Source organism: Methylocystis sp. H4A (genome assembly GCF_015709545.1).
Classification (GTDB): Bacteria; Pseudomonadota; Alphaproteobacteria; order Rhizobiales; family Beijerinckiaceae; genus Methylocystis; species Methylocystis silviterrae.
Genome location: NZ_JADNQY010000015.1, coordinates 1 through 21,715, shown reverse-complemented (window position 1 = coordinate 21,715; position 21,715 = coordinate 1). Strand labels below are relative to the sequence as shown.

The window sequence follows — 21,715 nt, the reverse complement described above, 5'->3', positions numbered from 1 at the left end:
TGACTTTCACAAATGACCCGCTGAACTTGAAAGCTGCGCTGCACCTCAAGGGTAGCGTTGAAGATCGAGCGTACTATCGACCTTCACCCTCGGATTCCGACCTCCGGGGCTGCGCCAGCTCGCGATTGATGCGCGCCGCGTTCTCCTGGTCGACGCGCCGCTGCTCTTCCTCCTGTTTCAGAACGCGCGACTGCTGCTCGCGAAGGTTCTGCATCTGCTCGCTCTGTCGAGGATCGGCCGGCATTTCGCGGCGCGTGTTGTCCTCCATGGATCGATCGGCTTCGCGCGCGCTTGCGGCCTCGGCCTGCGCGCGATAGGGCGTCTGCTCGTTCGATTGCGCGTCATGGGCTTCTTTCGCTTCCCTGGCGCGGTAAGCCTGTTCCGTTTCGCGCGCCGCTTCGCGATCTACCCGCCCCCGAATCTCCTGTAGGCGAATATCGCGCTCGGCCGCCGTCGAGGTCGGACCTTCGGCGCGGGCAGGCTCGTCTCGTTTGTCTTGCCGCTCCATCGGCGCGGCCTCGTGCCTTTCATCGGGCTGCGCCTGGCCTTCGGCAATCCGCGCGCGGTTTATTTCGATCTCGGCGCGCAGTTCGTGAATACGACCCTGCATCTCGGGATTTGTGATTTTATAGCCATGCTCAGCCGCGAGCCGCGCCACCGTCTCCTTATAAGCGTCGCTGCCGGTGACGTTGAGCGCTTCCCATTTTTCGGATGCGACTTTCAGCGCGGCGTTGACGGAATCCGCGTTGTTCCAGTCGCGAATATCAAGCTGCTTCCCATTGTCGACAAAGGCAAGGGTTTGCAGTGCGCCGGTCGCATCGTGTCGGTGGTAATGGATCTCGTCGCCCTTACGCTCGAACGTGATAATCGGCCCGAGGTCACGCGCGGGCTCCGGCTTCACGTAGCGGTCGCCCTGCACATCCGCCTTTTGCTGTTCGAGATTGGTTTGCGCGGCGATGGCTTCGTCGGCCTTGTCGAGCAGCCGGCGCGACTGTTCGGCGAATTGCGCGCGCGCCTCATCGTCGGGAAGCGCCTTGTCGATTTTCGTAATCGTATCGGCCATGCTGTCGCGCGCGGCGATCATCGTTTCGGCTGTTCGCATGGGTCCTGTCTCCTCTGCGTCGGTCGAGGGCGCGCGACCTCGTAGAGCGCTCTCGGCGCGTTTCTGAAAATGCGCGACGGCGGCGCTCGGCGCACCGTCCAATGGTCGGCTTTGAGCGCTGATAGCGCGCGGCACGACAAAAACCTTGCCGGGCTGCGTTCGCGAGGATTTCAGCTCGCTTGCGCGAGCGGCCGGCACGTCCACATAAATCATCCGTGTGGCGACGCCTGGCTTCGCATAAGCCGCAGCCGTCGCCATATCAGCGGCGAACAGCGCGCCGCGTCGATCGCCGCCGCTATCGAGACGATAAAGCCGCACGGCGCCGGGCGCTGGTGGCGGTGGCGCGCCGCGAGTCGACAGGGCGGCGACGTTCCGCCATTGGCGGGCGGCGTCCTGGGCGCGACGCCGACCTTCCTCGCGCGTCGGTCTGTGAATTTCCCGGTTTTGCACGCACTCGACGCGCCGGCGAACGCTCGCCGGCGCAATACCGCGCGCCATCATCTTCACGTCTTTAAGCTTGTAGGCCGGCGCGTGCGCCTGATCGAACCGCCGGACATTCTCCATGGCGATCCCGCGGGCACGGGCTTCGGCCGCGAGCGTATCGCGCCATCGCGAAAAATCCTGAATTTTTGGGTCGAGCCGCTTGCCGTCGTCCCGGACAAGTCGAACCGCCGCATGCACATGAATATGCTCTCGGTTCGTATGCATCACGAAAACATACTCATGTCCGGCAAACGCGTGCGCCAGCGTCGCCCGCGCGGCGTCCATAAACGCCTCTTTGTCCGTGCCGGGTTTCGCGCTCAAAATGACATGCGCAAAGTCGCGTGGCGCGCTCGATCGCATATGCGGCCGCCAGGATTTGGCGATTTCGAGGCTGATATTAGCCTCACGCGATGCGGCGCGCGGCGGGCGGTTCGGCCGCTCGCGCGTCAGGCGCTCGGCTTCATCTTTGAGCGCACGGCCGTCCGGCCCATAAGCGTCAATCTCACCGCCGCGGGTAAGTCGGGCGAGCGCCGACGTGGCGCCCTCGACCCCATGCGCCCATTTCGGGTCGGTAAATTCGGCGTCCCGGCCGAATGCGCCCTCCAACCGATCGCGCAAACCGTCAATCGACCGCTGATTGTCGTAGATCCGTTGAAGCCGGCCGCCCGCATTGCGCTCGCGACTCGCGGCCGTCATGACGATGTCGACGCGGCTATGCGCGCCATGCTGCGAAAGCCGCCAGGCATAGTGATGGCCGCGAAGAGCCTCCGCAAGCGCGTCTTGCGCCTCCGTTGTCTCCAGCCTGCGGTCGAACCGCATTTCGAACTGCAGCACGTCGTTGGACGGCGCGCGGCCATCTTCGGCGCGCCACGTGGCGGCGAAGTCGGCGACGGAGCGCTGCCCGGTGATCATCAACCCATCATGGCGCTCCAGCGTCAGTTCGCCCTTGTCGCTCTGATAGTTCAGAAGCGATTTCGCCCGTGCCGCGCCAGAACCGAAACTCGCGATCTTGACGACCGCCGCCTGCGACCCGGCCGCAAGATTAGCCTTCGCGATCAAGGCGGACCGCACGGATGCAATCGCTGCGCCCGTCGCCGGCACGCGGCCGCCCAGTGCCGGCGATGAGGGTCGCGCCGTTTCCGCAACCGCGGCGGGCGCACGCGTCGAGACGTCGGTCTGCGAAACGCTGCCCTTCGCTGCGACCGCGCGCTTCACGCGCAATTCATCGTCGGCCCGGGAGTTCTCGCCTGGTGCCGGCGCGCGCGGCCCTGTGTCCGGCCGCTCGTCGTGTCGGGGCCGGGGCGCCGCGCGCGAGCTGTTGGCTGTTTGCGCGCGGTAACGCTCAGCCGATTGTACCGCAGCCGCAAGATCGTCCAGCGCCGCCCGATTCTTCGCCGCAAGACGACGCTGCAAGCCTTCCGTCAGAATCGAAAGATCAAGCGCCGCGAGAGTCGTCATGAGGCGCAGTCCTTCTCGATCGCCGTCTCGGCGCGTCTCCGCGCTCGATACGTCAATGACGCATAGAGCGCGTCGAGCGCCCGCATGATCCCATGCGCTTCGATAAGCCACGCGCGCACATTCTCTCCCGGGAAAGCGTTGCCCGCGTTCATATGATGAACGGCTTGATTGAGATTAACGCCGATCGCGCGCAGCTGTCGCGTCAATTCGACGACTTCGACGCGTCCTTCGCCGTCAAACGTCGGCCCCATGTCGCTGGCCGCGCGAACCATGCGACGCAGCGCTTCTGTTGTCGTCAGATTCCTCGCTTCGCAGAATGACAGAAACGCCGCCGCCTCCGTCTCATCGACGCGGAAACCGATAAATCGCGTCTTGCGCCGATCGTAATGTCGCTTGTCCGCCATTCGTCGATCGTCCTTAGCGTCCGGTTTGCCTTTGGCAAACTGCCGGACGCGAACATGGCCGGCGCGGCGAGCGCACATAAAGATTTTGTTTCACAAAATCCCTATCCTGCCATTCATCACCACTCTTCGCTTTGTATACGGCAAAACCCTCATTTTCTCAACGTTTTTCGAGGCTTTGTGCGGTTTTCAAAGCAGTCTCAAAACACTCTCAGCGCACTATCAAGACAGTCTCACGAGGCTCTTAGATCAACATCGAAAGCGTCTCACACAGAGACCCAACGGACTCGCATAAAATTCTCACCGTCGCATCAGGCGCATATCAGATCGATCTCCAAGAAGCTCTCACATCGTTGTCATAAAGGTCTTGCGTAAGGAAGGGAGTGGGTCTAAACAGTTGCCATTTTATTAGAGGCTCGCATGAAGCTCACCGCTGAGGACCTGCAGCGTCTGAAGGAGGGGATTAACGCGCTGAAGCCGAACCGTCGGCTCACGCTGCGCGAACAAATTGGCGCGATCTATGGGCCTTTGATGAAGGCGAAAGGCCGCGGACTGACGAATGCTCAACTTCTCGATTACCTCAGAGAGCAGGGCATTATGATTTCGGCTCCCTCGCTATTTCGGGTGCTGAGACAGCTTGCCGAACAAAAGGCCCGGCGCGGCTCTAAGCGGGGAAGCCATCCCTTCCGCGCGAATGGGAAAATGCGGGTGCCCACGTCATCGGAAATTACGAGGCCCGTATCCACCGGGACCATCGAGTCTGAACCTGTGCCGCGCGCGTCGTCCTTCCGCGTGCGTCGCGACCGCGATGAAATCTAGGAGATCGGTGAATGGATAAGGCGATTTACATGGTCGGCGGCAGCAAGGGCGGCGTCGGCAAGTCCATGGTGACAATGGCGCTCATCCATTTTCTGACGGCGCGGGGCGAGGCGGTTGTCGTGGTCGACGCTGACACCTCGAATCCTGACGTCATGCAGAACTATGAGAAGGAGATCCCGTGCGAGGGCGTCAATCTGGACGATGCTGACGGCTGGATACGGCTCGTCAATCTCTGTGACGAAAACGCGGATAAGACCGTTATCGTCAATACGGCGGCGCGGAACAACCAGGGGGTAGGGGCCTACGGCGTCACGCTGAGCGGCACACTCGACGAGCTGAAGCGGCGATTGGTGACCTTGTGGGTTGTCAATCGTCAGCGGGATTCGTTGGAGCTGTTGCAGGATTTTCTCGAAGCGATCCCGAATTCAACCGTTCACGTCGTCAAGAACGGCTACTTCGGCGCGGATGAGAAGTTCGAGCTCTATAACGGCTCGAAGACACGGAAAGCGATCGAAGGGCGGGGCGGCAAGAGCCTGCTGTTTCCCGATATGGCGGACCGCGTCAGCGATGACCTCTACAGCAAGCGCCTCAGCATTCGAAAGGCGCTTGCGGATATGCCGATCGGCAATCGCGCCGAATTGAAACGCTGGCTCGCGCAGGTCGATGGCGTCTTTTCGGCGGTCGTTCCCAATGGCTGATGGCATGGAAGCCCACGACGCGACCGGCTTTGAAAAGCTGATTGGCCGGACGGCGACGGAAACAGAACGCCGACAGCTTCGTCGTGTGAAGGAGGTTCTCGGGCTTCGCGACAATGACGCGCTGTGGCTCGTCATCTTCGCGCTTCAATATTACGACAGCCTCTATCGCCAGTTTCCCAAGGCGATTGCCACCGAGGCGTCGGCCATATTGGCGCGCACGCGCGAAACGGCGGACGCGCAAATGCGCGCCGGGGTCGAACAGGCCAAGGCGAACCTCGCCCGCGCCGTTGCGCTCGCGGCGCAAGACGTGGCGCGCGACGTTGCGCGACGGCAGACGACGCAATGGCTCATCTATGGCATGACGGTCGGCGCGGCCCTCGTCGTCACCGGGATCGCGATTGGGCGTGCGCTGGCGCCGTAAGCGGCGCCCCGGCTGTCATCGACAACGGGTTGCAGGGATGCGAACTCGACAGGGATGATGACCGAGGCCAGTCCGTACACCGTCGCTATTTTCCCGCCGCCGGCCTCCAGCCTGCCGCTGTCGCTTCCGCCACGGAGCAGAACATACGTTCTTCGGCGCCCGTGATGGTGACCCGGGCGTAGTCGCGACTGCCGGGTACGTGGAAGATTTTCTCGCCCTTGCGGTTGACGTTGCCCTTGATGGCGCAGTCCTTTGACGCCGGCTCGGCGTAAGCGGCAGAGTTGGGAAGCGGCCGGGAAACATTCCATAGCTGCTGGAAGCGCGCCTCGAAGGACTTCGCTGCAGATGGGTCGCGAACAACGACGAGATCATTATCCTGCTGTTTGAGCCCGGAGGCCGACAGGTTCGCCGACCCCGACCGAAGAAGGCGCCCATCGACGGCATAGGACTTCAGGTGCATGTATGCGCCCGCCGGTTTCATCCGGACATCGTCGGCAATGGAGCGAAGCCGGTCGAGCGCGTGCTGCTGGCCTGGGTCTAGGACGATGCGGAGGGCGACCCCGCGCCGGCGCGCCTCGGTCAACGCGTCGACGACGGCCCAGTCCGTGAGCGAGTAGACCGCCATGTCGATCTTCGCGCGCGCCAAGCGGATCAGGTCGACGTCGATGCGCTCAAGGTTTTCATCAGGCGCGTAGTGGATTTCCACATCGCCGGCGCGCACGGGCAAGGAGCCGATGCCGCAGAGGAGGGAAGCGCCAACAACGATCCGAAACCAGTGCCGGTGGATCACTGCCACTGGCTCCAGATGATAAAAATGAGGACGACGATGGCCGAGCCAATCGATGTGAATACAACCCGCCAGTTATAGCGCTCGCGGAATGGAAGCTGCCGCCAGCGCGCATCCTCGTCGTCTTCTCGGTTTTGTTGTCCTCGCCAACCCATTGACGTATCCTTTGAGGAGCAGATCCCGACCGACTCCACACGACGAAGCCACAATGGCAGGCGTGTTCAGGGAGCGGCAAGTCGGGACGAAGGCTCCAATTTGTCACCGAAATCCAAAATATTTTCGCTGCACGCGGTCAACCATCTTCATCGCCTTCTTGCTCAACCGACGCAGCGCCACCCAGCGCGTCATAGCGACGCGACGCCAACCACTGAAGACGCAAGGCCTGTGTCAGCAATACGCGTCGTAATCCACCCTGGACCTTTCGCTCGGAGATCACCTGCGCAAGCCGCGAAATAATGAGCGCTCTTCGAGCGATCCGAAAATCGGGATGTGATCGGAGCTCATAGACGCGGTCGGAAACAATTCTCGCGCGCAGGGATCGGGGCGCTTCGACGACGAGCGACCCAGGCGGTGGATCCTTCTCGTTCAGGATCGCTTTGAACTCTGACCGATCAACCGCGCGCTGCGTGATCAATCGCTCCAAAGCATCCAGTTGCTTGCGCGCGTCGGCATCCTTGCCACTTGTCTCCTGATATTGTGGCAGCGGCCAGACCTCGATTTCGAGCACTTCAAACGGGTCAAGCACTGACATTGCAACAGCATCAGTGCGCTGATTGGTCAGGTGACGACGAATACGCGTGCGAAGCATCTCGTTCGTCTGCCCGACATAGATCGGTTCGCCGTCATAATCGAAGAAGGCGTAGACGCCCCATTTATAATTCCCGACACGTCGAGTCTGACCCATAGCTTCTTCGAACGACGTATCGAGAAACCTCGCCAGATTGGCTCGCAGATCCTCCGTCTCGAACGGTGGAAAGTTTATGAAATCGGGATCGCGACGAGTAGTGGGCTCGTTCGGATTAGGCATGTCGGATCGCCGTCATGTCGGAGGAATGCTGCACGACTCCTCCCCGCTCGATTGTGGTGCGCCGCATGGTCTCGTCACCGAGAGAGGCGGTTTCGAAGCTGACATGATTAATCTCGTCGCCGCGACCTCCAAAGCCGGAATGGAATGCAGCGAGGAATTTGATGTTCATCAGTGATTGCGCGCCGACTTTCGGCGCTTCACGAGAGGGTATGGAAGATGGGAAAAGATAGATGCACGGCGGCGGCGCACAGAAAGGACCGATCACGGTCGTTCTGGCATCGCTCTCGTCCAACAGCTTTGGACAGGCGCGTCCCATCGTTCCGCACACCATATCCCAGATGACGAGGCCATCAACGCGCTGATTGCGAGCGATGATCTGAGCGCTTATGCGCGTATGAACTCCAGACCAGGCGTTTCGCCGCGGGTCGGCGCCAACATTGGTGCACAGGCTCCAAATGACAAATTCATCTGCGCCGTCCGGGCGCTCGAAAATTTTCGAGTTGTCGCCGTCCAAACAGCCTTTCAGGTCGATGATCGTCGTTCGACCGCTTGGTAGCGTCACAACATAGTCATAAAACACGCCGCGCTTGGCCCGGTCCCAGCCCGCGATGAAGCCTCCATCCTCCATGTGGTTGAGAACATGCTGGACGAACTCTCGCTTGCCTCGCATCGCTGCGGCAAACTCTCCACGCACCTGTTGAATAGCGCCGCGGAAAATCGGCGAGGCGTAGAAGTCTTTCTCCGCAAGCCCGTGGTCGCCGAGCTTATGGGCTTGCGTCTTGAGCCCTTCAGCAAATTCTGCGATCTGCTGGCGCACGCTTGGGTCCTGCTCGCAAGGAATAACGCTCACGCGGCCCTCTCCGCCTGAGCGCAGACGTCGAGAAGCGGTTCGAGCAGATAGCGCGTAAGATGCCGAACGACATCGACAGCAACGCCGTCGCCCGTCAAATGGTACGCCTCGTTGTAATTTTTTGGCAGCTTATACGCGTCATCAAGTCCCATCAATCGAGCGGTCTCCCGCGACGAAATCAGGCGCGATCGAATCTTGTTTCCATCGACGACGACGATCGTCTGGCGGCTTGAACCGCCTGCGGGCGTCCGCAGACATCCCAAGATATCGTCAAACCGAATTTCCGCCCGTTGGACCTTGACGCCATTTTCGTCGAGACGGGTGCGCTTGTAGACCCCGCCCACCATCCGACGCCCCGAACGCTTGGCGGCCTCAACCTTCGCCTTGTTGACCGGCGACATCATCGCCAAAATTTGCTTGGTTTCTGCGGCAGTATGCCAGTCGACGCTCGAAGGATTTTCTTCGATGATATCGGCGAAAGAAATCTTGCGACGCGGCGGCGTCGGTAAATTCCACCACAGCATCTTCTTCCTGGCGCGGGAGGAAATGCCGTCAACAGCTCTGCGCAATCCCAGCGTATGAAATGGCTCGATTGGCCCCGGCGACAGGAGCGACGGGTCTATCGTCACATCGTCTCTTACGCCGATCACAAACAATCGTGGCCGGGATTGCGGCACGAACAGAGAGGCGTTGATGATCAAGGCGCCGTATCGATATCCGGCTTCGCCAAAGGTCTTGCAGATCGCTTCAAAATCTCGTCCGCCGTGGGAGGTCAGCGTGCCGCAAACATTCTCGATCGCGATAATCTTCGGCGCGCGATTGTCGTCGATCAGCCCCGTGATGACATCCCAGAACGGATAGAAGGTTCCAGAGCGCTCTCCCTTCAACCCGGCTCCGCCCCCAGCCAAAGATAAATCCTGGCAGGGGAACGACCCCCAAATCAGGTCTGCGTATCCTGACAACGCATCCACGGTAACCTGGCGAACATCGCCGACCTTGAGCTCTCCGCCCGAACCCCAGTTGGCTTGATAGGCGAGGCCTTTTTTGTGATCGAAATCATTCGCGAACAGACATGTCCAACCGGACCCAAGCCCTGCCCGGGCCATCCCGCCACCGGCAAAGAACTCATAAAAATTAGGCATGACGCTTCCGCTCAATGGCTTGGTCGTCGACCAGAACATCGTCCCGTTCAAGCTTTTCCTTGATGGCCTCGGCAATCCAGGTGTTCCTGGAGACATTGCCGGGACGCGCGCTCCGCGCTTGATCGATCGACTCGAAGGTCTCGGGTGACAACCGAAGATTGATGCGATCCAGCGGACGAATCGCCTGATTTTTTAAAGAATCGAGCATGCAGCGAAGCTGGCGCCTTTTTGGCGCCATGTCCAGCATGTTCTATATATGTTCCGAGCCGACGAGAGAGCCTATCGAGCCCATCTCACTTTAAATTTTCTCGTTTCCAGGTGACCTCCATGCGTTGGGCTCCGCGCTCGTTCCCCGTAAAAATCCATCGCCACCTGAATGTCGCGGACTTGGCCGACATATCGCCCGAGGAACTCGAACAAGCGGAAGCGGAGGGCACGCTCGTAGGCAATCGCTCCTACTGCGATCTGCGGGGCTGCGGCTGGGGCGTCGTTCGCACAGCCCTCGATATCGAGACGAAACTGATTGACCGACTGAAGATGGCGGATGATGTCGAAGCGGAAATGTCGGCCTTCGAAGAGGAGCGCGCGACCGCATTCGAGGACGAACCCGCACTCTGGGGGCTGGATGTCGGCGTCGCCTCCGCGACAATCGCGATTTCGGCCTACGGCTCAATCCCTGTGTCCAGCTGCAACGCAGGCGCTTTTGGCGGATGCCACTCAGCGCGCTATCCTTACGTTGCATTTTTTCTTCCAAAGGACTTGGCGCCTGAAATCATGCGTTGCGCCGAGGCCGCCGACATTGGGCTGCTCTGCGATGAAAGCGGACTCGCGCAAATTTATGGCCAAGGAGAAATGGATCTCGTCCGTTTCGCGCAAACTGCATGGCAAAGAAGCGCGGCTGGCGAAGAAGAGGCCCGATGATGAATGTATTTGAGCGATCAGCGGCGCGTTAGCCTTTTTCGTGATCAAGGTGGCGACACGCCGCGCCAAGCTGATGGCGACAGAGTCTCTTGCGGCGAGCAGATCGCCGCGCCGGTCAATGCGCGCCAAGCTTGGGCGCCGTTTGCTGACCGCCGCGACAAGCAATCTCATGATGCAAATTGGTCTGCTTGTGTTCGAGGGGCCGCGCGCGGCCCCTCAATCGCGCTCAGCGGGACTTCTTGCCCTGCGGCTTCGCGGCGGGCGCTTCCGTCTTCTTCGCCGGCTTGTCGGCAAGGTGCTGAATGTCCTCTACCGCGAAAGTGTAGCCGAACCGGCGCTCGCCATTAGCGGCTTTCCATTCGGTCTGCTTCGGGCGCGACGTCACTTGAACCAGGTCGCCGGATTCGAGTTTTTCGCGCGCCCATTTGATGCGCGATTCCTGCCGGGCAAAGATCGTATGTTCGATCCACTCGGGATTGTCGATCCACTCGCCATTGCCGTTCTTGTAGGGGTTGTTCGAGCAGACGGTGATGACGAGATTGGCGCCGACTTCCTTGAGCTGACCGACCCGGCCGACCTGAATGTGTGTGTTGAGCTGCGACATTTTCTCTCTCCTATCGTTGGGCCTCGGCCCGTTGCGATGGCGGTCTGAAAGCGCCGGGGTATGGAGACCACAGAGCCGCAAGGCCGTAAGGCCGCAGTGGGCAAGCGAAGCGCTGCGCGCCGGCCGCGACGGAGAATTTTGAAAGGGCGCGCCGCGCCCGTGCGCGAGGAATTGCCGCATAGCGGCAAGGGGAAAATTATTCGACGCAGGCGCCGACGTGGCTCCGCCGGCGCTAGACAAGCCAGTAAAGAGCAACGGGCGAAGGCACAAACATCACAAGAGAGATCTGTGCTGCGCTCGACACGCAACCAGGTCAGTCGAATTGTCCGCCCAGCCTCGAGCCTCTTCGTTCTCACACCATCGCGCAATGCCGAGAATTGGCTTGGCGATGATCGATCCCGCGTGGCCGTATCAATAATGCCATGGCGCGTCGTTCAAATGGGCTGATTATGAGAAGCCCGGCGCCTATTGAGTGACGGCCCCTACGCCGCGCAAACAGTCGACTCGGCTTGGGCGCGTGCACATCCGAAGCGTAAGGAAGCGAGTAAGAGACGAAGCCATGTCGCCGCGGGATGCGCCTGTTGCACGCAATCGAAGAACGGGCGACGTTGCGCTTTGTCTGCGACGCGGGGGCGGGCGGCTATCCAAATATAGGTCGATCTAATGCAGGGTGTTACGATGAACGAGATTGTTTTAGCGGACGCCGATCGCGAAGGTGAAACGATGACGGCGCGCGTCATACGCTATGATCGGGAGCAACGTCGCCTCGAACTTGCGGTGCCCAACACAACTGTTGTTTTTACACTTTACGGCGATGGCGAACGGTTCACGGGAGTGCTCGGCGGCCGAAGCTTCTATTGGGATGCGCCGCGCGCCGAGCCCGCGAAAAAGCGGGAGAAGCGTTAGCTCCGGCGCGTATCCCAATTGTCGTCACGAATTCGGCATTTTCAGCAGCTCCAGATAGCCCTGCTGCGTCATCCATCGTGCGCGGGCGTGTTGATTTCCGCCAGGATTTGACCCGGGTTTTTCACTGAGGACTGACCCACGTGGATTTATGGTTTGGTCTTTATGCCGGGGTCAAGTTTTTAGCTTTCTCCTTTCGTCCTTTTGTTGCGGCGGCGCTCGCCTTGAAGCGGAAGCTGTCATTGCCAGTTTCAACGATGTGGCAATGGTGCGTCAGGCGATCGAGCAACGCCGTCGTCATTTTCGCATCGCCAAACACGCCGGCCCATTCGCTGAAGCTCAGGTTCGTGGTGATGACCACGCTGGCGCGCTCGTAAAGCTTGCTAAGCAGATGGAAGAGCAAGGCGCCGCCAGACGGACTGAAGGGCAGATAGCCAAGTTCATCCAGGATTACGAGATCGTTGCGAACCAGCCGTTCGGCAATCTGACCTGCTTTGCCCTGCGCTTTTTCCTTCTCGAGCGCATTGACCAGTTCGACGGTGGAGAAGAAGCGAACCTTTTTGCGATGATGTTCGACGGCCTGAACGCCGAGAGCTGTTGCCAGGTGCGTCTTTCCCGTTCCAGGCCCTCCGACGAGGACGACATTGTCGGCATTGTTGATGAACTCGCAGCGATGGAGTTGGCGCATCAGAGCTTCGTTGACCTCACTGGAGGTAAAATCGAATCCGGTCAGATCCTTGTAGGCAGGGAAGCGCGCCGCCTTGATCTGGTAGGCGACCGATCTGACCTCTCGTTCGGCGGTTTCGGCTTTGAGCAGTTGGGAGATGATGGGGACAGCCGCTTCAAAAGCCGGCGATCCTTGCTCCATGAGATCGCCCACGGCCTGCGCCATTCCGTACATTTTCAGGCCGCGCAGCATGATGACGACCGCCGCGCTTGCAGGATCATGACGCATGGCGGGCCTCCCGCGTTGTTCCTTCGCCGCGTAGCGCGTCATAGCGTTCGACGTCGGCGCGCGGTTCCTGGCTCAAGGTCAGGGCCTGCGGCGCTTCCACTGTCGATGTGACCGGCGATTTGCCGTCGATCAGCCGGAGCAGCAGGTTCAGGATATGTGTCTTTGTCGGAGCGCCAGCGTTCAAAGCCAACTCGACGGCGCATAGCACGGCCTCTTCGTCGTGATGGAGAACCAAAGCCAGAATCTCCACCATTTCCCGGTCGCCGCCAGGGTGTTTGAGGAGATGCTGCTGTAGCAGTTTGAAGGCTTCCGGCAGATCGGCGAAGGGAGCGCCATTGCGCAAGGCGCCGGGCTTGCGCTGGATCACCGCCAGATAATGGCGCCAATCATAGACCGTGCGCCCCTGGCGATCATGCGAGCGATCGATCAGCCGCTTATGCTCGCAAAGCACTTGCCCTTCCGCGACGACAACAATGCGCTCCGGGTAGACGCGCAGGCTGACTGGTCGATTGGCGAAGGACGCCGGCACGCTGTAGCGATTGCGCTCCAGATGAACGAGGCAGGTTGGCGATACGCGCTTGCTATATTCGACAAAGCCGTCGAAGGGCCGAGAGAGCGGCATCAGGCTTGCCGCTTCGCATTCCCATGCGTCCGCAATCGTTCCTGGTTGGCTACCATGAGGCATCTCGCGCCATAGCTCCTTGCAACGCTGCTCCAGCCAGTCATTCAAGGCGTCCAGCGTCGAAAAGCGCGGCATCGGTTGCCATAGCCGATGGCGGGTGTCCTGGACGTTCTTCTCGACCTGGCCTTTTTCCCAGCCAGAGGCCGGATTGCAGAACTCCGCGTCGAAAAGATAGTGGCTCGCCATGGCCGAGAAGCGGGCGTTAACCTGGCGCTCCTTGCCGCGACCAACTCGATCGACCGCGGTGCGCATGTTGTCGTAAATGCCGCGCCGCGGAACGCCGCCAAATACCCGAAACGCCTGATAATGGGCGTCAAACAGCATTTCGTGGGTTTGGAGAAGATAGGCGCGGACAATAAAGGCCCGGCTGTACGACAACTTCACATGAGCGACTTGCAGTTTGATCCGCTCGCCGCCGACGATCGCCCAATCCTCGCTCCAGTCGAACTGGAACGCTTCGCCCGGCTGGAAGGCCAACGGCACGAAGACGCCTCGACCAATCGTCTGCTGTTCTCTTTGTCGATCCACCTTCCAGTCGCGGACAAAGGCAGCCACACGGCCATAGGAGCCGTCGAATCCGAGAGCAATCAGATCAGCATGCAATTGCTTGATCGTGCGCTTCTGCTTGCGCGGCTTGCTCGATTCCGTCTTCAGCCACCCCGCCAATTTGACGGCGAAAGCATCCAGCTTGCTCGGTCGGTCAGGAACCTTGAACTTCGGTTCGACAGTGCCGGCGCGCAGATATTTGCGGATCGTGTTCCGCGACAAGCCGGTTCGTCGCGAAATCTCTCGGATCGAAAGCTGGTCCCGCAATGCCCAGCGGCGGATAACGCTCAACAACGCCATGTCTATCACTCCGTCGACCCCCGCTGAAAACAGCCAGGGCGGGTTCAAAACATGGGTCAGTTCTCAGCGGAAAATTCTCGATCCCCGGGTCAAATCCTGGCGGAAATCAACATCATGGCTGCAATTCCCCGCTACCGCCCGCAGGCCGGCCCCGCCGTGCTTTCGGCCGGATTTCGCCCGTTCTTCCTCGTTTCGGCGCTCTGGGCGTTCCTTGTCATCCCGATCTGGATCGCCTTTTTTGCCGGGCATGGTCAAGTGCCGACAGCGCTTCCGCCGGTTGTCTGGCATGTACATGAGATGGTCTTCGGCTTCGGCGCGGCGACGGTTGCTGGGTTCCTCTTGACTGCAATCCCGAACTGGACGGGGCGTATGCCTCTACAGGGCGGGCCGCTCGCCTTGCTCGTGCTGCTCTGGGCGGTTGGACGGATTGCCGTCCTGTTTTCCGCGAAGATCGGCGTCGATAGCGCGGCTGCTCTCGATCTCGCGTTCCCGATTCTGTTCCTTCTCGTAGTCGCCCGAGAGATCATCGCGGGACGAAATTGGCGTAATCTGCCGATGCTGGGCGCGCTCCTGTTTCTGCTCCTCGGCAACCTGCTCGTGCATTTCGAGTCGGTGGGGATTGCCAGGACCGCCGAACTCGGCAATCGGCTTGGCGTCGCCACGCTACTCATGCTCATCAGCTTCATCGGCGGCCGCATTGTCCCGAGCTTTACGCGCAATTGGCTCGCCAAGGAGCAGCCCGGAGTCGCCATGCCGGCGGCGTTCGACGTTGTCGATCGCACCGTCCTTGCTGTGACGGGCCTGGCGCTGGCGGTCTGGACGTTGACGCCCGAAGGGGTAGCGACGCCCTGGATCGAGCTTGCCGCCGGTCTCATGCTCGGCGTGCGTCTAGCGCGTTGGCGCGGCGAAGCGACATTGCGCGAACCGCTTCTATGGGTATTGCATCTTGGCTACGGATGGCTATCGCTCGGTTTCTTACTCCTCGCGTTCAACAACCTACTTCCATTGCTGCCGCAGACCACGGCCCTGCATGCGCTCACAGTCGGAGCAATCGGGACCATGATTCTCGCGGTCATGACGCGAGCGTCGCTCGGCCACACGGGGCGTCCGCTGGTCGCCGGACCAGGTACGACGGCGATCTACGTATTGGTGACGCTCGCCGCTATTCTACGTCTTCTCGCGCCGCTCGATAGCGCGTGGTACCTGCTCATGCTGTCCCTCGCCGGAGCGGCTTGGAGCGCTGCATTCGGGCTCTTCGTGTTGCTATATGCGCGGCCGCTCGTGCGGCCTCGTGTCATTGGCGAGGATGCACGGCCGATCTGACCACGCCGGATGAATTTGCTCCACCGGCGTTTGCGGGAGGAGCGTACGACAGCCTTGGTCTACCCATCACTGTCATGTGAACTTGCGCAAACGCACCTCGCGCCCGCTGCCAGCATTGGGGCGGTATCCGACGGCTCTAGTCAGCGGGTCTTCGCCAATTGAGTGGCGCTCGTCGAGGCCGCGCTACTGATCGCCATTGCGCACGTCACTCGGCGTCCATATTTTCCTCAAAGGACATCCTGCAAAACGCTGCGGGAGCTTGATGGAAGCTTTTCGACTCGCGGCCGAGGCACCGAGGTTAGGCTTGCCGCCATAAGGGATCGAACGCCCATCGAAAGCCTACTTCAGCTGGCCAACGAGATGCTCGGCGTGCTGCTGATGTTCCTTAAACAGCTTGAGGCCGGTTTCAAGCAGGCTCTTCAATTCACCGTTTTGGGCGTCGGGGATGAGCACGGTTGCAAGCGCCCCGTTGACGGTCTGATGATAGGCGACTTCGTTCTGCGCGTACGCCTTGTCAAAGGCGGATCCGCTCAGCTTCGACAATTCCTCGCGCTTCTTGGCGGCGCCTTCCGTCAGAGATTTACTGGTCTCATTGTCTTCAGGCTTAACCTTTAGCTTTTCGACTAAGGCAAGCGCCTGCTTGTTGACTGCAGTGTGATCGCGGACCATTTCCTCAGCAAAGTCCTTGACGGTTTTGTTCTGCGATGTTTTCAGCGCGAGCTCTGCGGCCGCGATGTCGAGTTGCCCTGCAGTATACGCGATATGCGCAATTTGCGGATCGGTTGGTTTGGCTGCAGTTTGAGCCATTGCCCCAGACGCTGCGAAGCTCAATGTGACGGCGAGCAAAAGACGCGGACTACGGATCATGTTGGTGTCTCCTTAAAATATCGACTTCCCGCGCATGCGGGGGATGGCGCTTTATTAGATGCAGGGACGATCCAAAGGTTCGCGATAAATTTTGCGGGAACCTTTCTCGTCCCGGCGCATCCAACGGATATTGGAATGAATGTCGGAAGGGCTGCAATGAAAAATACCCAGGCAAGAATCGTGGACGCAGAGTGGAGGGGGTTGGCCGATGTCGACATCGTCGCGCATGTGGTCACAGGCGATGCCGGAGCTTTTGCCGAACTCATGCGGCGCTACAACCGCAAACTCTATCGTACCGCGAGGGCCATGACGGGCGATAATGGCGAGGCCGAGGATATTGTACAGGAAGCTTGGATGCGCGCCTACGCTCATATCGCGGATTTCCGCAATGAATCCGCGATTTCCACTTGGTTGGTCCGCATTGTCCTGAACGAGGCGCTTGGACGAAAACGGCGTGCTAGGTCGACCGTAGAATTGGACGAGACAAACGAGCGTCAAATGTCGAGCGTGATCATGCTTCCCAGCTGCGGGGCCAATCCCGAAAGCTCAATGTCGAGGACCCAGGTTCGGCATTTGCTCGAGCGGACGATCGATACGCTTCCACCTGACTTCCGCACGGTTTTCGTCTTGCGCAGCGTTGAAGAAATGTCCGGTGCCGAAGTCGCGCAACAGCTCGGGATTCCGGAAGCCACTGTCAAAACCAGGCTACATCGCGCCCGCGCGTTGATACGTCAGGAGCTTGAGAAAAACGTCCTGATTGCTCTCTCCGACGTGTTCCCCTTCGATGGCGCGCGATGCAAAGAACTGTCCAATCGTGTGATGGCCAGAATCGGACTGTTGCAAGATAAGAGTTAGAATTTGTACCGTCTCCATCCCAAAAGAAACATACATACCTGACTTCGACCGCGATTCGGAGCTGGTTCACAGACAGTTTATCTAAAGTCGGTAACAACTAGGTAAAACCACTCTCGATTTGTGCAGCTTCGCCTGCGGCGTTCCTTCTGGTGATCGGCGCGCCGGAAACGCACCCGTTGTGGTGTCTAACATGCGATGTCGTCGATTGATCACCTATGGAGACGGAAATGACTGAAGAGCAGGCTGGACCGAGCGGTCCCGATCTGACGCTGGGTGTGGCGCTCGCTGAGCTTGTCGACAGCGGAAAATTGGTTGGCCATGTCGGCGATGAAGAAGTGCTCCTCGTCCATAGCGAAAAAGAAGTGTTCGCTGTCGGGGCTCATTGCACGCATTACCACGCGCCTCTCGTCGACGGGTTCGTCGTTGACCACAGCCTGCGTTGTCCCTGGCACCATGCCTGTTTCGACCTGCGCACTGGAGAAGCCTTACGAGCTCCGGCTCTCGATCCTATCGCGTGCTGGTCGGTTGAGCAGCGTGACGGCAAAATCTTCGTGCAAAGAAAGCACGAAGCGGCGGCGCCGACGCTGCACGCCGCGACATCCGGAAAGACCCCCAAAAACATCGTAATCGTCGGCGGTGGCGCGGCGGGATTCGCGGCGGCCGAGCGATTACGCCGTGAGAATTATCGAGGAAGCATCATTATGTTGAGCAATGAGGATGTTGCGCCGATCGACCGGCCTAATTTGTCCAAAGATTATCTCGCAGAAAATGCGCCTGAAGAATGGCTTCCACTGAGACCTGATAATTTCTATTCCGAGCATGACATCGAACTTCGGCTTGGGGCCAATGCGACCCGCATTGACGCGCGTTTGCGTGAGGTCGCCCTCGCGGATGGGAGCAGGCTTTCCTACGATCGCCTGTTGATCGCGACTGGCTCCGAACCTATCCGCCTGTCGATTTCAGGCGCGAGTCTGCCGCATGTGCGCACATTACGTTCGCTCGCTGATTGTCGGGCTATCATCAAACATGCCGAAACGGCACGCCGAGCGGTCGTGCTCGGCGCGAGCTTCATCGGACTCGAAGTTGCAGCGTCTTTGCGCGCTCGTGGGATTGACGTCCATGTGATCGCTCCGGAGAAAAAGCCGATGGAGCGTATTTTTGGCTCTCAAATGGGCGATTTCGTGCGTGCGCTCCACGAGGAGCATGGTGTCGTTTTTCATCTTGAAGATGTTGCGAACGCCATCGACGAGAAACGGGTAACGCTGGGAAGCGGTCGCGTGCTCGAGGCGGATCTCGTGGTTGTCGGCGTCGGAGTGCGACCGCGGATCGAACTCGCGGAAATGGCCGGTCTCGCCATCGATCGCGGGATCGTCGTGGACTCTTATCTCGAAACGAACATCCCGGGGATCTTCGCGGCCGGCGATGTCGCGCGCTGGCCCGATCGCTACACTGGCGAGAACATTCGTGTCGAGCATTGGGTCGTTGCCGAACGGCAAGGACGAACCGCGGCGCTCAACATACTCGGACAGCGCGAAGAATTTACTGCCGTTCCGTTCTTCTGGAGCCAACATTACGATGTTCCGATTAACTATGTCGGTCATGCGGAGAAATGGGACGAACTCCAGATCGAGGGCGACATCGCAAGCAAGGATTGTCTTGTGCACTTCAAGCGCAACAGGCGCACGCTCGCCGTTGCCTCGATCTTCCGAGATATTGAGAGTCTGCAAGCTGAAATAACGATGGAACAAATCGGCGCCAGCTGAATCATCCACAACTTGGTAAGTTCTTGCTCGACGGTTGTGGTGTCCAAGACGGAGCGATAAACCGGTCTTCCCCTTTTGCTGGGACCGGTTTGTTGCGCGGTTGAAACGATGCTTGATAAAGGAGGCCCCGACAAGAAACACCCGAGCTACGGAGGCTCGCGACGGTCCCGTTCCGACGCTTGCATCCGATGATGATCCGAGGCAGCGGCACGCCGCACCCTGACATGGCCTTCGCGCCGTCCAGAAGAATGGAGCCGCCGCCCGGAGCTTGGCCGCCGATGCGTACTACTGCATCATGGTCAGGGTCCTTCGATCCTCCGCATACAAGTATGTGACGCGGTGATAACCCGCGTCTTTGGTGAACTCCCCTCGGAACGTTGAAATCCAGCGATCGCCTCCACTACAATGGCGGCCTGGTTCTACGGGTGCTACCGCGAACGTTTATCAGCGAGGCGTCGAAAAAAAGCGGTGTAGCAAATGAACCCTTGACTAAGACAACCCCATACAAGTCAGGGTCCTTTCCTCCGCCGGAATTACCCGACATCAACGGTCATACAACCCTGTCCGACTCCCGCCCGATCCACCGCCAACAGCGGTGTTGAAGCCGCGACCTCCGATCCAAACGGGCCTCCCCCGATTACCCGCATCACCCTTCCAACGTGCTGTGCCCACTACCCCGATGAATTGGTCCGGGTGCATCTGTCGATTGCTTCCCCGTCCACGCGGCCTTCCCCGTTATTCAGGCGGGTCGGCATCCATACCTTCACTTTCGAGGCCTCCTCGGACTTCACTCACGTTACGGCCCCTTGGATTGCTCAACCGCCCAAGGCGGCCTTTGTCACGAGGCTCCGATCCGGCAAGTTACCCAGCCAAACCGCTCGTCAGCTACCAGATCAATCGACAACTCTCTGGGTGGAACCTGCCTCCACTGGTGACACGCGCCGTTGGGGCGCACTGAATAGGATGGGCTAGTCGCCACTTGATGAAAGTTCAGGGGCAAGTCACGAATCATCAAAAAAGGCGGTGCCTATTAAGTAAGATTTCTTTGCGAGCGAGCATCTAAATCGTGACCCCACGAGAAAGGCGAAGCTTGTTCCTGTCCGCCACTTGCTTGAGGGCGAGCATGAAATTAACTTGAGGAGACGCCAATCATTCTTCAGCCGCGCGCACGAGTGCCGTGGGGAAGACTCAGCGGCTACGGCGCTCGGTGCATCGACATCGTACCATCGGAACCCCCGAAATTCACGCTGGTGCGATGGCGGGGGCGCTACGTGTTGTTGCGCCCCCGCACCTGTTCTACGAAGCAGACGTGTACCCCGCCTTTCAACCGACGCTGCAGCTCGACAAGCGCGGCCACGTCAACGCGCGGCGCGCCGATCGCCATGCCGGCGCAAACCACGGGATCGAACATCCAGCCGGCGATCGAAATCGCGACGCCGGCCGGCCCTTGCACTTGAAGGAATGGGCCAGTTGCGCGCTGCTCAACCCGACGAATCAAAACATTGCTGCCGCAATATGGATGCCATCGGTAGTGGACTTCCAATTCCTGACCGACATGGGCAGAATGAACGGGTGATGGCCCTCAATAGGAAGAACGCTCTCTTCGCGGGTTCCGATGGCGGGGCTGAGAACTGGGCGATCGTTGCCTCGCTTATCGAGACCTGCAAGATCAATGGCGTCGATCCGCAAGCCTATATGGGCGACGTCCTCACGAAGATCGTCGACGGCCATCTCGCCAGCAAACTCGACGACCTCATGCCCTGGGCCTACGCGCAGCCGGTCGCACTCAAAGACGTGGCCTGAAAACAGCGCTTACAGAGCAACGCGTAATCCTCCAACTGTTGCGATATCTCAGCAACGAACTCAAAGCGTCGCTCGTTTGCCTCGGCGTGATGGATGCCCGCGACGCGATCGCAGGCGATACTCAACTCTCGCGGCGTCTCGATCAAATCGTGCTGCCGCGATGGAAAGTAGAGGAAGAATTCCACGAGCTCATCAGCGCAGTTCTGCGAAGTTTGCCGATCAAACAACCTTCAGCCCTATCGAGCCAGGGCTTGCGTCATCTCGCGCGTATCAGCGACGGGGTCACTGCGCGTGTTTTCGCCATACTCAACGAATTGGCAATCGAGGCGATCCGGGCAGGCGCCGAGCGCATCACCGATGAGGACATCGAGTCATGGAAACCTGCCATTGAGAAGGAAACCATGTTCGCGTGACGCCCAAGCAAAGAAAGGCATTTCAAATGAGACTCGGTGTAAGCATCCGGTGAGGCACGTGGGCTGATCATTTTCAGCCAAGGACGGCTGCGCGTAGATCAGGCGGCGAGCTTTTTGGCTTGTAGGTCGGCGGCCCAGCGCCACGGTAGCAAGGCGGCGAGATCGGTTATCTTGTGATCGTTGATGCGGGCCAGCACATCGGCGAGCCAAGCCTGTGGGTCGACGCCGTTGAGCTTGGCGGAGGCGATCAGCGTGTAGATCACAGCGGCGCGCTCACCGCCGCGATCCGAGCCGGCGAACAACCACGATTTTCTTCCCAGCGCGACGCCGCGAAGGTTGCGCTCGGCGCAATTATTGGTCAGGCAGATGCGGCCGTCGTCGAGAAAGCGCGCGAATGCGCTCCAGCGTCTGAGCATGTAGTCCATCGCCTTGGCAACCTCGGCGTGACGCGACAGCCGCGCCCTCTCGCCGCGCATCCATGCCTCGAGCTCGGCGACGAGCGGCGCGACACGCTCACGGCGAATGGCCAGACGCTCCTCGGTGGGGCGGCCATTGATCTCGCGCTCGATGTCGAAGATCGCGTCGATGCGTT

The 21,715-nt window shown here is 59.8% G+C and carries 23 protein-coding genes and 1 pseudogene; 11 read left to right on the top strand and 13 right to left on the bottom strand.

Features of this window, described 5'->3' with window-relative positions:
• Nucleotides 1-73: 73 nt before the first annotated feature.
• The gene (locus IYW40_RS02645; RefSeq protein ID WP_196399279.1) at nt 74-3,043 is read right to left on the bottom strand and encodes an LPD7 domain-containing protein; all 2,970 of its coding nucleotides are present in this window, start codon (nt 3,041-3,043) and stop codon (nt 74-76) included.
• Nucleotides 3,040-3,447 carry a plasmid mobilization relaxosome protein MobC gene (gene mobC, locus IYW40_RS02640; RefSeq protein ID WP_175095789.1) on the bottom strand — a complete coding sequence of 136 codons (408 nt, stop codon included), beginning with the start codon at nt 3,445-3,447 and terminating at the stop codon, nt 3,040-3,042. The genes IYW40_RS02645 and mobC overlap by 4 nt, the downstream gene beginning before the upstream one ends.
• A gap of 417 nt (nt 3,448-3,864) precedes the next feature.
• Here mobC and IYW40_RS02635 point away from each other — a divergent pair, with 417 nt between their 5' ends.
• The 3 genes from IYW40_RS02635 to IYW40_RS02625 are packed head-to-tail and all read left to right on the top strand — an operon-like array spanning nt 3,865 to nt 5,382.
• Nucleotides 3,865-4,263 (top strand): hypothetical protein, encoded by a 399-nt coding sequence (locus tag IYW40_RS02635; protein WP_196399278.1) that lies wholly within the window; start codon nt 3,865-3,867, stop codon nt 4,261-4,263.
• 11 nt (nt 4,264-4,274) lie between these two features.
• Complete coding sequence (locus IYW40_RS02630) at nt 4,275-4,961, top strand: P-loop NTPase (RefSeq protein WP_196399277.1); 687 nt, start codon at nt 4,275-4,277, stop codon at nt 4,959-4,961.
• Nucleotides 4,954-5,382 (top strand): hypothetical protein, encoded by a 429-nt coding sequence (locus IYW40_RS02625; RefSeq protein WP_196399276.1) that lies wholly within the window; start codon nt 4,954-4,956, stop codon nt 5,380-5,382. Before IYW40_RS02630 ends, IYW40_RS02625 begins: the two co-directional genes overlap by 8 nt.
• An 85-nt stretch (nt 5,383-5,467) precedes the next feature.
• Here IYW40_RS02625 and IYW40_RS02620 read toward each other — a convergent pair whose 3' ends face one another.
• The 6 genes from IYW40_RS02620 to IYW40_RS02595 all read right to left on the bottom strand — a co-directional run bounded on the left by IYW40_RS02620 (nt 5,468) and on the right by IYW40_RS02595 (nt 9,435).
• Entirely contained in the window at nt 5,468-6,103 is a 636-nt protein-coding gene (locus IYW40_RS02620; RefSeq protein WP_348644219.1) for a phospholipase D-like domain-containing protein, read from the bottom strand.
• Nucleotides 6,104-6,168: 65 nt separating this feature from the next.
• On the bottom strand, nt 6,169-6,324 hold the full coding sequence (locus IYW40_RS02615; protein WP_196399275.1) for a hypothetical protein: 156 nt from the start codon (nt 6,322-6,324) through the stop codon (nt 6,169-6,171).
• Between the two features lie 137 nt (nt 6,325-6,461).
• Nucleotides 6,462-7,196 carry a GIY-YIG nuclease family protein gene (locus IYW40_RS02610; RefSeq protein ID WP_196399274.1) on the bottom strand — a complete coding sequence of 245 codons (735 nt, stop codon included), beginning with the start codon at nt 7,194-7,196 and terminating at the stop codon, nt 6,462-6,464.
• A complete protein-coding gene (locus IYW40_RS02605) occupies nt 7,189-8,013 on the bottom strand; it encodes a hypothetical protein (protein ID WP_348644218.1) in 825 nt (274 codons plus the stop codon). The genes IYW40_RS02610 and IYW40_RS02605 overlap by 8 nt, the downstream gene beginning before the upstream one ends.
• A gap of 29 nt (nt 8,014-8,042) precedes the next feature.
• The gene (locus tag IYW40_RS02600; protein WP_196399272.1) at nt 8,043-9,188 is read right to left on the bottom strand and encodes a DNA cytosine methyltransferase; all 1,146 of its coding nucleotides are present in this window, start codon (nt 9,186-9,188) and stop codon (nt 8,043-8,045) included.
• Nucleotides 9,181-9,435, bottom strand: a complete 255-nt coding sequence (locus tag IYW40_RS02595; RefSeq protein ID WP_246720590.1) for a hypothetical protein — start codon at nt 9,433-9,435, stop codon at nt 9,181-9,183. The genes IYW40_RS02600 and IYW40_RS02595 overlap by 8 nt, the downstream gene beginning before the upstream one ends.
• Nucleotides 9,436-9,515: 80 nt before the next feature.
• Between IYW40_RS02595 and IYW40_RS02590 the strand changes: the two genes are divergently transcribed.
• Nucleotides 9,516-10,109: a hypothetical protein gene (locus IYW40_RS02590; RefSeq protein WP_196399271.1), complete on the top strand. Its 594-nt coding sequence runs from the start codon at nt 9,516-9,518 to the stop codon at nt 10,107-10,109.
• A gap of 226 nt (nt 10,110-10,335) precedes the next feature.
• Here the strand turns inward: IYW40_RS02590 and IYW40_RS02585 are convergent, their stop codons facing one another.
• Entirely contained in the window at nt 10,336-10,713 is a 378-nt protein-coding gene (locus IYW40_RS02585) for a single-stranded DNA-binding protein (RefSeq protein WP_196399270.1), read from the bottom strand.
• 678 nt (nt 10,714-11,391) lie between these two features.
• Between IYW40_RS02585 and IYW40_RS02580 the strand changes: the two genes are divergently transcribed.
• Nucleotides 11,392-11,619 (top strand): hypothetical protein, encoded by a 228-nt coding sequence (locus IYW40_RS02580; RefSeq protein WP_196399269.1) that lies wholly within the window; start codon nt 11,392-11,394, stop codon nt 11,617-11,619.
• 160 nt (nt 11,620-11,779) lie between these two features.
• On the opposite strand, the gene istB is transcribed toward IYW40_RS02580, so the two are convergent.
• Complete coding sequence (gene istB / locus IYW40_RS02575) at nt 11,780-12,571, bottom strand: IS21-like element helper ATPase IstB (RefSeq protein WP_196399268.1); 792 nt, start codon at nt 12,569-12,571, stop codon at nt 11,780-11,782.
• Nucleotides 12,561-14,099 (bottom strand): IS21 family transposase, encoded by a 1,539-nt coding sequence (gene istA / locus IYW40_RS02570; RefSeq protein ID WP_196399267.1) that lies wholly within the window; start codon nt 14,097-14,099, stop codon nt 12,561-12,563. Before istA ends, istB begins: the two co-directional genes overlap by 11 nt.
• 114 nt (nt 14,100-14,213) lie before the next feature.
• On the opposite strand from istA, the gene IYW40_RS02565 reads away from it, so the two are divergent.
• Complete coding sequence (locus IYW40_RS02565) at nt 14,214-15,422, top strand: NnrS family protein (protein WP_175095641.1); 1,209 nt, start codon at nt 14,214-14,216, stop codon at nt 15,420-15,422.
• Between the two features lie 339 nt (nt 15,423-15,761).
• On the opposite strand, the gene IYW40_RS02560 is transcribed toward IYW40_RS02565, so the two are convergent.
• Entirely contained in the window at nt 15,762-16,229 is a 468-nt protein-coding gene (locus IYW40_RS02560) for a DUF4142 domain-containing protein (RefSeq protein ID WP_232366180.1), read from the bottom strand.
• A gap of 216 nt (nt 16,230-16,445) precedes the next feature.
• On the opposite strand from IYW40_RS02560, the gene IYW40_RS02555 reads away from it, so the two are divergent.
• The 5 genes and pseudogenes from IYW40_RS02555 to IYW40_RS02535 all read left to right on the top strand — a co-directional run bounded on the left by IYW40_RS02555 (nt 16,446) and on the right by IYW40_RS02535 (nt 21,123).
• A complete protein-coding gene (locus IYW40_RS02555) occupies nt 16,446-17,144 on the top strand; it encodes an RNA polymerase sigma factor (protein WP_175095643.1) in 699 nt (232 codons plus the stop codon).
• 227 nt (nt 17,145-17,371) lie between these two features.
• Nucleotides 17,372-18,907 carry an FAD-dependent oxidoreductase gene (locus IYW40_RS02550; protein ID WP_175095644.1) on the top strand — a complete coding sequence of 512 codons (1,536 nt, stop codon included), beginning with the start codon at nt 17,372-17,374 and terminating at the stop codon, nt 18,905-18,907.
• A 1,255-nt stretch (nt 18,908-20,162) separates the two neighbouring features.
• A complete protein-coding gene (locus IYW40_RS02545; RefSeq protein ID WP_175095645.1) occupies nt 20,163-20,483 on the top strand; it encodes a hypothetical protein in 321 nt (106 codons plus the stop codon).
• Nucleotides 20,477-20,710, top strand: a pseudogene (locus IYW40_RS02540) (transposase domain-containing protein); the annotation flags it as partial. The gene IYW40_RS02545 and the pseudogene IYW40_RS02540, both read left to right, overlap by 7 nt.
• Nucleotides 20,668-21,123 carry a TniB family NTP-binding protein gene (locus IYW40_RS02535; protein WP_175095664.1) on the top strand — a complete coding sequence of 152 codons (456 nt, stop codon included), beginning with the start codon at nt 20,668-20,670 and terminating at the stop codon, nt 21,121-21,123. The pseudogene IYW40_RS02540 and the gene IYW40_RS02535, both read left to right, overlap by 43 nt.
• 98 nt (nt 21,124-21,221) lie before the next feature.
• Here IYW40_RS02535 and IYW40_RS02530 read toward each other — a convergent pair.
• Nucleotides 21,222-21,715 (bottom strand): transposase (locus IYW40_RS02530; RefSeq protein WP_196399266.1); only part of this gene is annotated, 494 nt, incomplete at its 5' end.

Coding starts and splice junctions, on each gene's coding strand:
- IYW40_RS02565 (WP_175095641.1), top strand. CDS start 14,214: ATGGCTGCAATTCCCCGCTACCGCCCGCAGGCCGGCCCCGCCGTGCTT.
- IYW40_RS02590 (WP_196399271.1), top strand. CDS start 9,516: ATGCGTTGGGCTCCGCGCTCGTTCCCCGTAAAAATCCATCGCCACCTG.
- IYW40_RS02635 (WP_196399278.1), top strand. CDS start 3,865: ATGAAGCTCACCGCTGAGGACCTGCAGCGTCTGAAGGAGGGGATTAAC.
- IYW40_RS02600 (WP_196399272.1), bottom strand. CDS start 9,188: ATGCCTAATTTTTATGAGTTCTTTGCCGGTGGCGGGATGGCCCGGGCA.
- IYW40_RS02625 (WP_196399276.1), top strand. CDS start 4,954: ATGGCTGATGGCATGGAAGCCCACGACGCGACCGGCTTTGAAAAGCTG.
- IYW40_RS02555 (WP_175095643.1), top strand. CDS start 16,446: ATGAAAAATACCCAGGCAAGAATCGTGGACGCAGAGTGGAGGGGGTTG.
- IYW40_RS02645 (WP_196399279.1), bottom strand. CDS start 3,043: ATGACGACTCTCGCGGCGCTTGATCTTTCGATTCTGACGGAAGGCTTG.
- IYW40_RS02560 (WP_232366180.1), bottom strand. CDS start 16,229: ATGGCTCAAACTGCAGCCAAACCAACCGATCCGCAAATTGCGCATATC.
- IYW40_RS02585 (WP_196399270.1), bottom strand. CDS start 10,713: ATGTCGCAGCTCAACACACACATTCAGGTCGGCCGGGTCGGTCAGCTC.
- IYW40_RS02580 (WP_196399269.1), top strand. CDS start 11,392: ATGAACGAGATTGTTTTAGCGGACGCCGATCGCGAAGGTGAAACGATG.
- istA (WP_196399267.1), bottom strand. CDS start 14,099: ATGGCGTTGTTGAGCGTTATCCGCCGCTGGGCATTGCGGGACCAGCTT.
- IYW40_RS02550 (WP_175095644.1), top strand. CDS start 17,372: ATGACTGAAGAGCAGGCTGGACCGAGCGGTCCCGATCTGACGCTGGGT.
- IYW40_RS02545 (WP_175095645.1), top strand. CDS start 20,163: ATGGCGGGGGCGCTACGTGTTGTTGCGCCCCCGCACCTGTTCTACGAA.
- istB (WP_196399268.1), bottom strand. CDS start 12,571: ATGCGTCATGATCCTGCAAGCGCGGCGGTCGTCATCATGCTGCGCGGC.
- IYW40_RS02595 (WP_246720590.1), bottom strand. CDS start 9,435: ATGCTGGACATGGCGCCAAAAAGGCGCCAGCTTCGCTGCATGCTCGAT.
- IYW40_RS02630 (WP_196399277.1), top strand. CDS start 4,275: ATGGATAAGGCGATTTACATGGTCGGCGGCAGCAAGGGCGGCGTCGGC.
- IYW40_RS02610 (WP_196399274.1), bottom strand. CDS start 7,196: ATGCCTAATCCGAACGAGCCCACTACTCGTCGCGATCCCGATTTCATA.
- IYW40_RS02615 (WP_196399275.1), bottom strand. CDS start 6,324: ATGGGTTGGCGAGGACAACAAAACCGAGAAGACGACGAGGATGCGCGC.
- mobC (WP_175095789.1), bottom strand. CDS start 3,447: ATGGCGGACAAGCGACATTACGATCGGCGCAAGACGCGATTTATCGGT.